This is a genomic window from Streptomyces sp. NPDC111656 (assembly GCF_055656965.1).
Genome location: NZ_JBVKCA010000003.1, coordinates 1 through 14,427, shown reverse-complemented (window position 1 = coordinate 14,427; position 14,427 = coordinate 1). Strand labels below are relative to the sequence as shown.

The 14,427-nt window shown below is 70.3% G+C and carries 13 protein-coding genes and 2 pseudogenes; 9 read left to right on the top strand and 6 right to left on the bottom strand.

Annotated features, from left to right (window positions below; translation table 11 throughout):
* Positions 1-39 precede the first annotated feature (39 nt).
* The 5 genes and pseudogenes from ACZ7M3_RS10355 to ACZ7M3_RS10335 form a co-directional block, all read left to right on the top strand.
* Positions 40-381, top strand: a pseudogene (locus ACZ7M3_RS10355) (Na+/H+ antiporter NhaA); the annotation flags it as partial.
* Between the two features lie 88 nt (positions 382-469).
* Positions 470-700 carry a hypothetical protein gene (locus ACZ7M3_RS10350; RefSeq protein ID WP_472063136.1) on the top strand — a complete coding sequence of 77 codons (231 nt, stop codon included), beginning with the start codon at positions 470-472 and terminating at the stop codon, positions 698-700.
* A 241-nt stretch (positions 701-941) separates the two neighbouring features.
* A complete protein-coding gene (locus tag ACZ7M3_RS10345; RefSeq protein ID WP_472062256.1) occupies positions 942-1,811 on the top strand; it encodes an alpha/beta fold hydrolase in 870 nt (289 codons plus the stop codon).
* Positions 1,812-1,883: 72 nt separating this feature from the next.
* Positions 1,884-2,309, top strand: coding sequence for an ATP-binding protein (locus tag ACZ7M3_RS10340; RefSeq protein WP_472062254.1), 426 nt, complete (start codon positions 1,884-1,886; stop codon positions 2,307-2,309).
* A gap of 75 nt (positions 2,310-2,384) precedes the next feature.
* Entirely contained in the window at positions 2,385-3,245 is an 861-nt protein-coding gene (locus tag ACZ7M3_RS10335) for a DUF427 domain-containing protein (RefSeq protein ID WP_472062252.1), read from the top strand.
* A gap of 182 nt (positions 3,246-3,427) precedes the next feature.
* On the opposite strand, the gene ACZ7M3_RS10330 is transcribed toward ACZ7M3_RS10335, so the two are convergent.
* Positions 3,428-4,123 (bottom strand): TetR/AcrR family transcriptional regulator, encoded by a 696-nt coding sequence (locus ACZ7M3_RS10330; RefSeq protein ID WP_472062250.1) that lies wholly within the window; start codon positions 4,121-4,123, stop codon positions 3,428-3,430.
* A 262-nt stretch (positions 4,124-4,385) separates the two neighbouring features.
* On the opposite strand from ACZ7M3_RS10330, the gene ACZ7M3_RS10325 reads away from it, so the two are divergent.
* Entirely contained in the window at positions 4,386-4,757 is a 372-nt protein-coding gene (locus ACZ7M3_RS10325) for a hypothetical protein (RefSeq protein WP_472062248.1), read from the top strand.
* 674 nt (positions 4,758-5,431) lie between these two features.
* Here the strand turns inward: ACZ7M3_RS10325 and ACZ7M3_RS10320 are convergent.
* From ACZ7M3_RS10320 to ACZ7M3_RS10310, 3 genes are all read right to left on the bottom strand, one after another.
* Positions 5,432-6,154, bottom strand: coding sequence for a VOC family protein (locus ACZ7M3_RS10320; protein ID WP_472062246.1), 723 nt, complete (start codon positions 6,152-6,154; stop codon positions 5,432-5,434).
* 236 nt (positions 6,155-6,390) lie between these two features.
* The gene (locus ACZ7M3_RS10315; RefSeq protein ID WP_472062244.1) at positions 6,391-7,110 is read right to left on the bottom strand and encodes an IS6 family transposase; all 720 of its coding nucleotides are present in this window, start codon (positions 7,108-7,110) and stop codon (positions 6,391-6,393) included.
* Between the two features lie 47 nt (positions 7,111-7,157).
* Positions 7,158-8,687, bottom strand: coding sequence for an FAD-dependent oxidoreductase (locus tag ACZ7M3_RS10310; protein ID WP_472062242.1), 1,530 nt, complete (start codon positions 8,685-8,687; stop codon positions 7,158-7,160).
* 133 nt (positions 8,688-8,820) lie between these two features.
* Here ACZ7M3_RS10310 and ACZ7M3_RS10305 point away from each other — a divergent pair, with 133 nt between their 5' ends.
* Positions 8,821-12,078 carry an AfsR/SARP family transcriptional regulator gene (locus ACZ7M3_RS10305; RefSeq protein WP_472062240.1) on the top strand — a complete coding sequence of 1,086 codons (3,258 nt, stop codon included), beginning with the start codon at positions 8,821-8,823 and terminating at the stop codon, positions 12,076-12,078.
* Between the two features lie 173 nt (positions 12,079-12,251).
* Here ACZ7M3_RS10305 and ACZ7M3_RS10300 read toward each other — a convergent pair whose 3' ends face one another.
* Entirely contained in the window at positions 12,252-12,575 is a 324-nt protein-coding gene (locus tag ACZ7M3_RS10300) for a hypothetical protein (protein ID WP_472062238.1), read from the bottom strand.
* A gap of 321 nt (positions 12,576-12,896) precedes the next feature.
* On the opposite strand from ACZ7M3_RS10300, the gene ACZ7M3_RS10295 reads away from it, so the two are divergent.
* Positions 12,897-13,571: an SUKH-4 family immunity protein gene (locus tag ACZ7M3_RS10295; protein ID WP_472062236.1), complete on the top strand. Its 675-nt coding sequence runs from the start codon at positions 12,897-12,899 to the stop codon at positions 13,569-13,571.
* A gap of 184 nt (positions 13,572-13,755) precedes the next feature.
* Positions 13,756-13,992: pseudogene (locus tag ACZ7M3_RS10290) on the top strand (transposase); the annotation flags it as partial.
* A gap of 227 nt (positions 13,993-14,219) precedes the next feature.
* Here the strand turns inward: ACZ7M3_RS10290 and tnpA are convergent.
* Positions 14,220-14,427: IS200/IS605 family transposase (tnpA, locus tag ACZ7M3_RS10285; RefSeq protein ID WP_472062234.1), on the bottom strand; the 208-nt coding region annotated here is incomplete at its 5' end.

The window sequence follows — 14,427 nt, the reverse complement described above, 5'->3', positions numbered from 1 at the left end:
CTGGGCCTGGACCTGCGCACCTGGATCGACAGCGGGCTGATGACCTTCTTCTTCCTGCTGGTGGGCCTGGAGGCGCGCACGGAACTCGACCTGGGGGAGCTGCGGGAACGCCGGCGCCTCCTCCTGCCGGTCGGAGCCGGTGTGGTGGCGATGGCCGTTCCGGTGGGGATCTATCTCGCGGTCAACCATGCCGGACCCACCGCCCACGGCTGGGGAGTGGCCATGTCCACCGACAGTGCTCTGGCGCTCGGCGTCTTCAGCGTCATGGCCCGCAGCCTGCCCGGCAGGATCGGTACCTTCCTGCTCGCGCTGTTCGTCGTCGACGACCTGGTCGCGCTCCTGGTGATCGCCGCCTTCTGCAGCCACCGCATCCGGCCCCTCCCGCTGGCCGTCGCCGCCGCGTCCTTCGCTGCCACCCTCGCCGGCCGCACATTGCGGCTGCGCCCATCGCGGCGGCCTTGTCGTCGCGATGGGCGTCACGATGTGGGCGGGCCGGATGGGCAGTGGCGTCGACCCGGTCGTCGCAGGTCTGGCGATCGGCCTGGTCACCTCCGCCTACGCGCCCATGCGCACCGACCTGGAGCGCGCCACCGGCCTGGTGCGGCTGTTCCGCGAACAGCCCAGCCCTCGGCGCGCCCGCTCCGCCACGGCAGGGCTGGCCTTTACCCACGAGGCCGGCAGGCCGGCATCGGCCGGCTGAACGCGCTCACGGCCGGCTGCGCTGGCTCACGGCTGTCCACGGGCGGAGGCTGGATCCGGGACGCCGGCCGGCTCCCGCCCTGGGTCCCGCGTCCCGGCCGGCGGTGAGCGCGTTCTGCCCTGCGCGGCGGCGGGCGTCACGAACCCCGCGCCTCCTAACCAGTAAAATTCACTTGACAGGTTAGATGGGGCATGGTCGACTGACTGAGTAACCACTCAAGCTTCATAGAAAGGTTAGAGATATGGCTCCCGCAGTCCACCACCGCACGGCCACCGTCAACGGCCTCGAGGTCTTCTACCGGGAGGCCGGTGATCCCCAGGCACCCGCCGTGGTGCTGCTCCACGGTTTCCCGACCAGCTCGCACATGTTCCGCCACCTGATCCCGGCGCTCGCCGACCGGTACCACGTCATCGCTCCTGACCACATCGGGTTCGGCCAGTCGGCGATGCCCGCCCTGGGGGACTTCCCCTACACCTTCGATGCCCTCACCGAGGTCACCTCCGGCCTGCTGCAGCACCTGGGTATCGACCGGTTCGCGATGTACGTGCAGGACTACGGCGCCCCCATCGGCTGGCGCCTCGCGCTCCAGGCCCCGGACCGCATCACCGCGATCATCAGCCAGAACGGCAACGCCTACGAAGAGGGCTTCGTCAAGCCCTTCTGGGACGGCGTCTTCGCCTACGCCCAGGCGCCGGGCCCGGACACCGAAGCCCCCCTGCGAGGCGCCCTGACCCCCGAGGTCACCCGATGGCAGTACGTGAACGGAGTCGCCGACCCCAGTCTGGTCAGCCCCGACAACTGGGTCCACGACCAGGCGCTGCTGGACCGGCCCGGCAACGACGAGATCCAGCTCAAGCTCTTCCGCGACTATCCCACCAACGTCGACCTCTACCCACAGGTCCACCAGTACTTCCGTGACACCCAGGTCCCGCTGCTGGCGGTCTGGGGCGCCAACGACGAGATCTTCGGCCCCGCGGGCGCCGAGGCGTTCAGCACGGACCTGCCGGGCGCCGAAGTCCACCTCCTCGAGTCCGGGCACTTCGCTCTGGAGAGCCACCTCCAGCCCATCACCCAGCACATCCGCGACTTCCTCGGCCGCGTCCTGACCTGACGCGTCAAGAGGCGGCTGCGGGGGCCGCGGACCTCACGGGCCCCCTGTGCCGCGGTCGGCAAAGGACCCGTCATGCAACGCCTTACGCAACACGCCTTCAGCCCCACCCCCCAGACCGTGCGCACCGCCCGCCTTTTCGCGATGCAGGCCCTCGAGAACTGGGGCGGGTGCCCACGCCGCGACGACATCCGGGCATGCGTATCGGAACTGGCCGGCAACGCCGTTCAGCACGGAAGCCCGGACGGCCGTGACTACCTGGTCCGCCTCGTGCAGCGCACCTGCTGCGTCCACGTGGAAGTGCTCGACAGCGCGCTCCGGTCCACCGTCCGTATCCCGCCGCCCTCCGCGAGCGGGGAATCAGGACGAGGCATGCATATCGTCCAGGAGCTCTCCGACGACTGGGGAGTGACGACCGCAGCCGATGACGACGCCAAAGTCGTCTGGAGCTGCTTCCACCGGCCCGAGGCCCAGGTTTCCCGCTGCTCCTGCAAACCCTGACCGGACAACGACACGACAAACCCGCACCCCGGGGTGCCGCACTCACGCCGCCCCCGCACCCGGAAGAAGAACGCCATGGGACTGTCCTGGCAGCAAGGGCCCCTTTCCGCAGGCGCGATCGGGCACTTCCTCACCCCCGAGCCCCTGCCTGAGCGCCTGCTGTTCGCCGAGCGGCTGCGCCGCCGCATGCGCGTGAAGTTCAACGGCACCTGGATCGCCGACAGCGAGAACGTGATCCTGCTGCACGAGCCGGGCCGCTACCCGGTCGCCTACTTCCCCCGCGAAGACCTGGAGGAGAAGGCCCTGGCCGCAAGCGGCAAGGTCACCCACCACAAGGAACTCGGCGACACCACCTGGTACGCGGTCCGCGCCGGGGACCGCAGCACCGAACGCGCCGCCTGGGAGTTCACCTCGCCGCCCGAGTATGCCGCCGAGCTGCGGGGCCGCATCGCCTTCGCGTGGCGGGCCATGGACGCCTTCTACGAGGAAGACGAGCGCATCCTGGGCCACGCCGCGGACCCCTACCACCGCATCGACATCCGCAACACCTCCAGGCCTCTGGAAGTCCGCCTGGGCGACACCGTGGTAGCCCGCTCCGAGCACCCCGTCGTGCTCTACGAGTCCGGATTCGCCCCGCGCTGGTACGTTCCGCGCGCCGACATCGACGAGACCCGGCTGCGCCCTGTCGAGGGGCAGACGTTCTGCCCCTACAAGGGCCTGTGCGACTACTACGACATCGGCGACGTCCACCACGCCGCCTGGACGTACCGCGATGCCTACCAGGAGGTCGATCGGATCAGCGGCATGGTGTCCTTCGAACCGGACCAGGTGGAGGTCTACCTCGACGGCAAGCGCCTGGAACCCGAGCCCGGGCAGAAGGTCATCTCCCACGGCGTCGACCGCGGTCTGGACGCTGATGAGGTCAGGACCCGCTGACCTGGCGGGCGCCGTGTACAGGCGGCGCTCACCAGCGGCGCCCTGCCCGTCGCTGCGGGGAAGCCGCGGGAGCCGGCATGCTGTCCGGGCTCTTCCCGGCCGGTCGGCCGGGGTGCCGGTCCGGTGTGGCGCCGGTCCGGTGTGATGCGCAGCCGTTGTCCGCGGCCTCGTCCCTCGTGTGGTCAGGACTGCTCGCGGCAGTCCTCTTCGGTGCACTCGAGAGTGACGAGGGTCTGGTCGACCTGCTGGCTGGTCAGAGGAGGTTCGGGCAGTTCATGAGCGCCCTCGGTGCGGAAGGCGTCGAGCATCAGGTGGAGGTGGCGGCGCCAGGCCTGGGGGGCGATGGTGCGTGTGGCCTGGATGATCCCGGCCTGGGACCAGATCACGAAGGCGATGTCCTGCGCGGTGACGTCGCCGCGCAGGACGCCCTGTTCCTGGGCGTTGCGCATGATCTGGATGCAGAGTTCCTTGGCGCGTTCGTACATCTCGCGGCCGGCCACGTGAAGGGGCAGCCGTGCCGAGACCAGGTCGTTGAAGGCGCGGTCGCAGGCCTGCAGCTGGCAGAGTTTCTCCAGGTAGCGGCAGAACCCCTCCCAGGCGTCGTCCATGGCCGCGGCTTCTTCCGCGGTGGTGAGCAGTTCCGTGTACTTCGCGTTGAAGAGTGTTTCGACCAGGTCGAGCCGGGTGGGGAAGTGGCGGTAGAGCGTGCCGATCGCGACGCCGGCCTCGCGGGCGACGCCCTCCAGGGACGCCCCGAGGCCCTGCTCGGAGAAGGCTGCGCGGGCGGCGGCCACGATCGCGTCCTTGTTGCGCTGTGCGTCACGGCGCAGGGGTTTCGTCGGTGTCTCCCTCGCGGACGGGGCGTGGTGGTGGCTCATGGCCCGAGCGTAACATGAGGGCCCCCTCGAATTCGGGTGTTGTCATGTTTCCGATCGCAATCTCGCCCTTCTGACGTGCTGTGATGAGCCTCACTGCAAACATGAGGCACCCCTCGGGTACGGTGGCAGAGCCGAACGTGAGGCACCCCTCCGGATGACCTTGCGGCAAGCCGACTGACCCGGGATTTCCGGATCTCGGTTCACACAGAAGCGGCGGCCGCCAGTTCGGCGGAACCGCGGCAGTCTCGCAAGGGAAATGACCATGAACAGCATCACCAAGCGCGTCTCGCTCGCACTCGCCTCCACGGCACTGGCCGGCGGAGCCCTTCTCGGAGCCGGCGGCTCGGCGTCGGCAGCCACGGCTTCGGTGCCCGCGCAGCACACGCAGTACGTGTCCGCCACCTCCGCGACCAGCAGCGAGCAAGTCGGCCGCCACACGGACGACGACCACCGTGGGCAGGACACCGTGCGCTACGTACGCACTGCGGGCCACGGGGGCGAAGCGGCCTCGTGGCGCGGCGTCAGTGCCGCCCGCTGGTACGAGGACCAGGTCGACGAAGCGGCCTCGTGGCACGGTGTCAGCGCCGCCCGCTGGTACGAGGACCAGGTCATGTGGTCCCTGGACCACAGCTGACGCGGCCCGAGCCGCCCCACTCCGGAACGCCGGCGCCTGCCCTCACAGCAACACGGCCGCACCCCGGCCGGCCAGGATCCCGGAGCGCGCGCCCCACGGCGGTCCGCCCGCATGGAGACGAACGCCGCACACAAGGGCGAAGGCACTCTGGCCCTCAGCGCCCGCCACGCCGACCACGGCCAGGCCCGCACCGACACATGAACCCCGTCGACCGCCTCCCTGGACGATTGCTTCCCCACAGGCCGTGACACCCCGCTGTACCGGGCGGGTCCTCTCCACGCCGGGACAGCCACCCGACGCGAATGCCCAGAACACCACCCCAGGGCGATCCACCGGCCGGGCCGGATCCGGGGCCGCAGTGGCCACGGAAGCGCCCGATCAGCCTGCCGACGACGTGCGACCGTACTCATGGCCGGCAGTTCTGCTCCGGTTGCAGTGAGCCGGGGGAGCCCCGGACGCCGAAGCGGCCAGCAGGACTGCTCGCGCGGCCGGCCGGATCGTTCGCGTTGATCGGCTCGCCGTCGTGCGGTGCCGTCGGGCGCGTCGAGGCGTGGGCGCGCCACGCGCCCGCGGTGGCCGAACCGGTCCCGCCGGTTTTGCCGCGGACCACACGCCGATCTCCCTCAGGCCCTCAGCGCGGCCGCCGAACTGCTCAGCGACCGTGCCCGGCCCCGCTACCGCGGCCTCTGTACGGAGAACTCGTTGCCGTCGGGGTCGAGCATCAGCACCCGGACGCCGTCGCCCCCGCCGATGCCGCCGCGCGTCGCACCGAGTGAGATCAGGCGGTCGACCTCCGCCTCCCCGTCGGCGTCGGCGGGGAGCGCCAGCTCCAGGTACAGCCTGTTCGTGCCTGTCTTCGGCGCCACCGGAGGACCACCCCAGGTGATCTTCGTACCGCCGTCCGGCGACTGGATCGCGGTCTCCTGGTCCTGGTCCCAGACCAGCGGCCACCGCAGCGCCTCGCTCCAGAAGTAACCGACCTCCTGCGTACCATCGCAGGCCAGCGCTCCGATGGAACCGGTGCCGGCGAGGAACTTGTTGCCCGCCTCGATCACGCAGAACTCGTTGCCGTCCGGATCGGCGAGCACCACATGTCCGTCTTCCGGGAGTTGGCCCACGTCGATGTGTGTCCCGCCGAGCTCCAGTGCCCTGGCCACCGTCTGCTGCTGATCCTCCGGGGAGGTGCTCGTCAGGTCGAAGTGTGCCCGGTTCTGGCCGGTCTTCGGCTCCTGGCTCGGCAGGAAACGGATGCGGAACCCGCCGGCATCAGGGGGCAGGATCGCGACGTCGTCGTCCGGACCGTCGGCCAACTCCCAGCCCAGGACCCGGGACCAGAAGCGCGCCAGGCCCGACGGCCGGGTCGCGTTGAAGCAGATCGCGAACAGTTGACTGGCCATACCCCGTGTATCTCCGATCCATCGACGGTCGACCCGGCGCCTCGCCCTTTGCGCGGGCGCAGCCTAGGGGCGGCCGTGCGCCACCCGCATCCGAGTTTCCGGCGCGGGCACGGCGACGCGGGTGGTCAGGTCCAGGCCGAGGCGGGCAGGGGCGCAGCGGGCGCTGTCACGTTGTTGGGCGCGTGGGTGTCTGACGGTGCGTCGGGGCGTGGTTGGGCCCGGTTCGGGGCCTGCGCTCAGATCGTGGCGGCCAGGCCGACGGCGCCGGTGATCTGTTCCCAGATCGCGAAGCGGATGGTCATCTCGGCTCGGTAGTTGTGTGCGGTCATCTGGTGGCGGCGGGGCTGGAAGTGGGGTGAGATGCCGCTGAAGGCGGACAGAAGCCGCTGCGCCTCGCCGACGGAACGGAAGCCCTTCATCGCGCGTTCGCGCTGCCTCGTCGGCTGGTGGCTGTTCCCCGTCCGATGGTTCAGGTACTTCGACTGCCGGTGCTGGACGCAGGGCATGACCTCGCGGTGGGCGGCGCCGTAGGAGCGGAGCCTGTCGGTGACGACCACCCGCGGCACCGCACCCGTCTTCTTCATCAGGCGACGGAAGAAGCGCCCGGCTGCGGCCTTGTCGCGCCGATTCTGCACAAGAACGTTGAGCACGTTGCCGTCCTGGCCGACGGCCCGCCACAGGTACTTCTGCTTGCCGTTGACCTTGATGAAGACTTCGTCCAGGTGCCACTTGTCGCCGGGCCGGGACTGTCGGCGGCGCAGTGCGTCGGCGTACTGCTGCCCGAACTTCACACACCAGCGGCGGACCGTCTCGTAGGAGACGGTCACACCGCGTTCGAGCATCAGCTCCTCCACCTCACGGAAGCTGAGCGGAAAGCGGTGATACAGCCACACACCGTGGGAGATGACCTCGACCGGGTACCGGTGCCCCTTGTACGACGGCGATACGTTCCCCACGGGCCATCCCCCTCCAGCATGATCAACCAGAAGGTCACCCCACCCTGTCAGCCAACGTGACAGTGCCCGGACGACGCCTCTGACCAGGCCAGATAGCGAAACGCTGCTGGAGTACCTTTCCAGTCGAAGCCGCGATCGCCCGCCCAGGCGACGATGCCGTCCGGCCGGACGAGCACGGCACCCAGTCCGAGGTCGTCCTTCGCCGTACCGGCTACGTAGTGCAGCCGGCTCTCCCGGCCCGTCGCCGAATCGCGCAGGCGCTGGTCGGTGCTGAAGTCCAGGACGACGCTGCGGCCGTCCTGCATCAGGCCGCCGAGGCGAGTGCCGTCCGCCAGCTGGAAGTCCGGGGCGTTGCGGCCGACCAGCGGATGCTCGCCGCCGAGGTCGTAGGCGAGCGACGAGCCGGAGATCTTCCCGTACACGTAGGTCGTGCCGTCCCGGGTGTCGAGCAGGTCGCGGATCACGCCCTGCACCGCCTGGCCATGCGCGTCCGGACGCATGGCCACCGACTGGGCAAGAGTCCAGTCGAGTACCCAGGCGCCGACCGGATGGCGTTCACGGGTGTAGGTGTCGAGAAGTCCGTCCGGTGCCTGTCCACGCGCGACCGCCGCGAGCTTCCACCCCAGGTTCACGGCGTCGCCGATGCCGGTGTTGAGCCCCTGCCCGCCCAGCGGGGAGTGGACGTGCGCGGCGTCGCCGGCGAGCAGCACACGGTCCCGCCGGTACGTCGTGGCCTGCATTGCCCGGTCGGTGAAGGTCGAGACGAGCCGAACGCCGGTCAGCGTGACGTCGGCGCCAGACACGCGGCGCAGCACGGCTTGGAGGTGCTCGCGGCTCGGCTGCTGCGTGCGGTCGAACGTGCCGCCGTCGAAGTCCATCATGCCGATGTGCCCCTCAGCGGGCATCCGGATGTACATGCCGGTCGGCGTCAGGTTGAACCCGGGGCTCAGCTTCTCGGGATCGGCGATGCCAACGAGCATGGTGTAGCCGGTGAACTGCGGCTCGGTGCCGACGAAGTCGAAGCCCGCCAGCCCGCGCACGGCACTGCGCCCGCCGTCGCAGCCGACGGCCCAGCGAGCCGCGTACTCCTGCTCGCCGGTACGCACGATCACGCCGTCCTCGTCCTGCTCGACGGCGCAGACCGTGACACCGCGCCGGATCTCCACGCCGAGCTCGGCCGCCCGCTCGGACAGCACCGACTCGACCGCTTCGAGGCTGGTCATCATGACCTCCAGCACCGGGCTGGGCAGCCGGTACGACAGCGCGTCGACGTCGACCTTGGCCGGATCGAGCACCATGCCGGCAAAGTGGCCCACGGCCCGCGGGCCCGACGGCTCGTTCCCGTCGGGAGCGTCGTGGACGCCCGACGCCGCCAGCAGCGAGGGCAACATCCCGCGGCGGTAGAACGCCTCGACCGCCGTGGCCGACAGGCCCCGCATCCCAAGCGGCGCTGCCCGCCACCGGGAGCCGGGCTCCGGCTCCCGTTCGAGCACCAGGACCGAGCAGCCCGCGAGACCGAGCTCGCAGGCCAGGAACAGACCAACCGGGCCGGCCCCCACGATCACTGCGTCATGCATGAGAAATCCCCTCTCAGCAGCGTGTTCTCCTCCGATACGGCAACACTGCCGCCGGCCGCTCACACGGGGCGCACACGGCGCTCACCCGGGGGGCACATGGCGCTGACACGGGTGCTCGCGCGAAGATGACGCAATGGACGGGGGTGCGCGGCTTCGGGTCACGCTGCTCGGTGCCTTTCAGGCGGCGCGCGGTGACGCCGCCCTGGCCGTGCCCGGCGCCCGGTTGCAGGGGCTGGCCGTGCGGCTGGCGCTGGCCGGCGGGCGCGCGGTCGAGCGGGGCGTCCTGGTCGACGCGATCTGGGCCGAGGACCCGCCGGCCGACCCCGCCCACGCCTTGCAGGCCCTGGTCTCGCGGCTGCGCCGGGTCCTCGGTGCGCCCGGCGACGTCTCGCCGCTCGCGGACGGCTACCGGCTGGCGGTGGACGCCGCCGACGTGGACGCACTGCGGTTCGAGCAACTGGCCGCTGCCGGCCGCGACCGCCTGCGCGCCGGCGACCCGAGCGCCGCGGCGGCCATGCTCGGCGAGGCCGTGGCGCTGTGGGGCGACCGCCCCGGCATCGCGCCCACGGCCGTCGCCGCGGTCGCACCGGCCGCCGCTGCCCGGCTGGCCCACGCCTCGATCGAGGCCGTCACCGACCTCGCCGAGACCGAGCTGACCCTGGGGCGCGCCGACGCGGCCGCCACCCGCCTGACCGCCCTGCTGGCCGACCATCCCGTCCACGAACGCGCCGCCGCGTTGATCATGGACGCGCTCGCCGCCCAGGGCCGCCAGGCCGAGGCCCTGGCCCGGTACGAACAAGTGCGGGAAACCCTGGCCGACGCCCTGGGCGCCGACCCGGGGGCCGCACTACGTGAGCGTCACCTGAGCCTGCTGCGCGCCGAGCCTGCCGCCGTAGAGACCAAGGCGACCAATCTGCCCGCGCCGCTGACCAGCTTCGTCGGCCGTGACGACGACCTGGCCAGGATCGACATGCTGCTCGCCGCCGGGCGGCTGGTCACCGTGATCGGTCCCGGCGGTGCCGGCAAGACCCGCCTCGCGTTGGAGGCCGCCCGCCGCCACCAGCAGGAATACCGCGACGGCAGCTGGCTGATCGACCTCTCCCCGGTCACCGAACCGGCCAAGGTCGGCGCGGCGCTGCTGGCGGCGATCGGGCTGCTCGGCACGGCTCTGTTCGAGACCTCGGCCAAGCCGGTCGACGACCTGGACGTACTGGCGGACCAGCTGAGCGGCCGGGAAAGCCTGCTGGTGGTGGACAACTGCGAGCACCTGATCGACGCCGTGGCCCACCTGCTCTCGGCACTGCTGGCCCGCTGCGCCGGCCTGCGGGTGCTGGCCACCAGCCGCGAACCCCTCGCGATCGACGGCGAGGCGCTGGTTCCGCTCGGCCCGCTCACGCTGCCCGAGCCGGACGCGGACGTCGAGCAGGCCCACCGCACGGCGTCAGTGCGGCTGTTCACCGAGCGGGCGGCGGCCGTGCGGCCCGGGTTCGACATCGACCAGCGCAACGTCGGCGAGGTGCTGCGGATCGTCCGCAGCCTGGACGGCATGCCGCTCGCACTGGAACTGGCCGCGGCCCGCCTGCGCACGCTCTCGCTGGCCGACCTGGCCACCGGGCTGTCCGACCGGTTCCGCCTGCTCACCACCGGCAGCCGCACCGCCTTCCCACGGCACCGCACGCTGCGAGCGGTCATCGCGTGGAGCTGGGACCTGCTCGGCGAGGACGCGCGCACGGTCGCGGAGCGGATCTCGGTCCTGCCCGGCGGCGTCACGCTGGCCTCGGCCACCGCGGTCTGTGCCGGCACGACGGTGCCGGCCGGCGAGGTCCGGGAGCTGCTCGCGGGCCTGGTCGACCGCTCGCTGCTCCAGCTTGCGCCGGATACCGGCCGTTACCGGATGCTGGAGACCATCCGGGAGTACGGCTCGGAATGCCTGGCCGAGCAAGGCGTTCTGACCGCCGTACGGGACCTGAGCGCCCGCCACTTCGCCGAACTGGTCGCCCGCTACGACCCGCTGCTGCGCGGCCCCGAGCAGCTCGACGCGCTCCACGTGCTGAGCGCCGAGTACGACAACGTGCTGGCCGCCCTGCGCCACCTCTGCGACACCGGGGAAGCCGACGGCGCGCTCGGGCTCGCGGTGGACCTGACCTGGTACTGGCACATGCTCGGCCGGCATCCCGACGCGTCCTACTGGCTCGGCCAGGCGGCCGCGTTGCCGGCCGGGCGGCCGAGCATGGACCGCGACATCGCCGAGGGGATGCTGCTGCTCGACGCCTACGACATCCGGGGCGTGCCAGTCGACGATTCGGCCAAGGAGTTCACCGACCGGCTGCTGAGCCATCCGGAGCTGCAGGGCTTCGGCGTGCTGACCGCGGCCCGGCTGGCTGCCCTGGCCGGGATCGAGGCGTCGCCGGTGATCCAGCGGCTGGTCGACAACCCGGACGGGTGGCTGGCCGGGCTGGCCCGGATGGCCCGGGCCGAGCTCGCCGAGAACGACGGCCACCTCGACCAGGTCAGCGCCGACGTGGCCGTGGCACTGGACTGCTTCACCCAAGCGGGCGACCGTTGGGGCCTGGCCATGGCACTGCCGACACGCGCGCTGCTGCGGCAGTACGACGGCGATCTCGGCGGCGCGCTGGCTGACCTGACCGAGGCCAAGCGGCTGGCCCGCGAGTTCGGGTCGCTCAGCCACAGCGACGAGACCTTCATCGACCTGCGCCTGATCGACCTGTACGTGCGGCTCGGCCAGACCGAGCAAGCGGCGGCGATGATCGCCGTGACCCGGGAGCGCACGGTGCGCTCGACCGTGCCCGAGGCGGTGGTGCTGCTCGACGCCCGGGAGGCCGGCCTCCGCCTGCGGACCGGTGATCTGGACCGGGCGCGTGAGCTGGTCGAGGAGGCCGAGGCCGGGCTGTCCGACCAGCTCCCGTTCGGCAACGACCACGGGCAGGCCCTGGTCGGTGCCGTGCGGGCCGAACTCTGTCTCGAACTCGGCGACGGCCCCGCCTGCGAGGCGGCGCTGGACCGGGCGTACACGGCCGCGGTCAACAGCAAGGACCTGCCGATCGTGGCCACAGTCGCGGTGACCGTGGCCGGCCTCGCCGCGTTGTACGGGCGGTTCCTCGACGCGGCCGTCGTGCTCGGCGCGGCGGCCCGCCTACGCGGTGCCCACGACCACACCGACCTCCAGGTCCGCGCACTGGGCAGCCGCGCCCGGGCCGCGCTCGGCCACGAGCGCTTCGCCGAGGCGTACGAGAGCGGCTGGCAGCTGGCCGCCCAGCTGGCCCTGACCCGCACCGATCCGGCACGGCTGCGCCGTACGGTGGACAGCGCCGCACCCCCCAAGCCGGGTGGCGCCCATAGCCGCACCCCCTGGGTGTCGTTTCTCCAGTGAGGGCCCGCTATGCCGCCGGTAGCCCGGTTCACCGAAGACGCGAACCCTGCTGGTCCTGGCGTGCGGCGGGAGCGGGCCCAGCGCTGCGGAGGCTCGGGCGGAAGCCACAAGACGTCGGGTTGATCCGTTGCGTTGGTCGGCTAGTGCTCTGACCGCATAGACACCTCAGGGTTCTAACGCGTCAAGTCCTCGTCGGTGAGTCCGTGGTTTCCCCAGCGATTCCAGAGCGTGCGATGCCATTCGTCGGCGTCGGGTCCCGGGCGTGTCACGGCTGGCAGTGGTCCTGAGCTGGTCTCGATCAGGTGCAGCAGCGACCAGGCGATGCCATAGCAGTCATCGGGGCCGAAGCAGCCAGCCAGAGCATGAGCCTCGTCGGGTGTGACTGGCGCGGAGATGGCCTCGATTTGCCGGAATCGGCGGTCAACGAGCTCCTCGTCGTCGGTGTCCCAGTCGGGGAGGGGGCCATCGGCGACGAAGGCCTGAACTTCGGGTCTCATCCGTGAATGATCGACTGCTGTGGGTGATCTGAGCAAGGTAGCCGAAGGTCAGGCGGCCGCCGTTTCCGCCGTCGAGGACGGTGCGGGGAAGGCGGCCTGCTCGTCGAACCGTTCGCGGTGCTGGAGGCAGTGATAGAGCTGGCCGAGCATGCGGTTGAAGAGGTTCCTCTGAGCTTAGCTGAGCTTGCCGTTTAACCTCCCCTGCTGTGACGACGGCGCCGGTGTCAGTCCCGAGAGCTAGGTTGTGTGAACAGATAGGCGAGCATCCCAGGCACTTGCTTGCGAGGGCCGGGTTCTCAAGTGCGGAGGGGAGCCGAGGCAGTGCCATCGATCGAGCAGCGCTTGGAAGCGGTCATGGCGGTGCCTCTCGACACCCTGATCGAATCGGAACATCGATCCCGACCGTCGGGGGAGACGGTGTACTCGTGGCGCCTGCCGGAGGCCGATTGTCGGGAACTGGCTGAACGGGGGCTGCCCGACGACCAGCTCCTGACACCCTTGTTCCAAACCGACGCCGAACCGACTCTGGTGCCCAACGTGGCTGGCCCGCGCGAACGGAAGCTGGCCACCCCAGCCGACAGGCTGTATGACCTGGGCCGATGGGGTAGCCACGACCTGACGCCAAAGATCGGCGTGGTTGAGAATGATGGTCGGGTCCTGGCCATCAGGCCCGCACCTGTCACCGCAGCTGATGTGCATCCCGCGCTGCGAGAGGTCTACCGTGACCTGTACCGCCCAGCCGTCGACTTCATCAATTCGTCGATCGCTCAACTCGTCCAGATCAGCTGGCGCTGGCGAGCCGCCATACCCATTCTCTTGGAGCTCACTGAGCCCTCCAGCCCCTGCTCCGAAGAAGAAATCAATGCATACTTCGATCGCCGCGAAGCATGCGAGCAGATCGTTCTGGTGGGGATCGAACGCATTGATCCCGCGATCCGAGCTGACGACGCCTCCCGCACCCTCTGGGGCGAGGTAGTCACCGACCCCGGCTGCTGATTCACAGCAGCTCAGGCCCGGGGTCACACCGAGCTCAGAGACGATTCACACGGTCGTGGGTATTTACGCAGTTCAGAGCATCCTGGAACAGGATTCGACTCATGCTGTGCGCTGTCAGGGACGCATCTGATCAGTGGAGGCCGTGCTGAAGAGCGTACCGAGTCTTGCCACCGCCAAGGAGCCGATCGCGGAACTGCAGGACTTCCGTGCTGAGTTGTACGCCTGCCTGACTGCTCGAGGTGACGCCCTGTTCGAGCTGGCAGATGCGGTGCTCTGCGCGGACGGACCGGTGCGCACGCTGGTCGACCTGGCTCTGGCTCCTGAACACCGCCGCAGCCATGGCGCTTTGTATGGCGGGCTGAACAAGGGCCGCGTGGACGTCGAACGGTTGCGTCGGGCTGTAGCCGGTATGCCGCTGCCGACCTCTGAGTGGAGAAGGGCTACGTCTTCACCACACCCACGGGCGAGCCGCTCAGCCCGACCACTGATCATCAGTGGAAGGCCCTACTCAAGGCGGCGGGCATCCGTAACGGCCGACTCCATCCTCTGAATCTTCGCAGGGAGTCCCGGTCTTGAGGCCGGGCGGGAGTGCGGTCCTCGGCCCGGAGGCGCGAAGTGCCGGTGTTCTCTGGGTCTGCGGGGTGATGGTCAGGCTGGTTGCTTCTGGTTGTGGATGTAGTCCTTGACGATGCTCAGTGGTGCGCCGCCGCAGGAGCCTACGAAGTAGGAGGGGGACCAGAACACGGACCCGGTGCCGGTCTGGTTGATCCGGCCGGTGTACTCCGCGCGCAGGTAGCGGGAGCTGACGCCCTTGAGGGAGTTGACGAGTTTGGACAGGGCGATTTTCGGCGGGTAG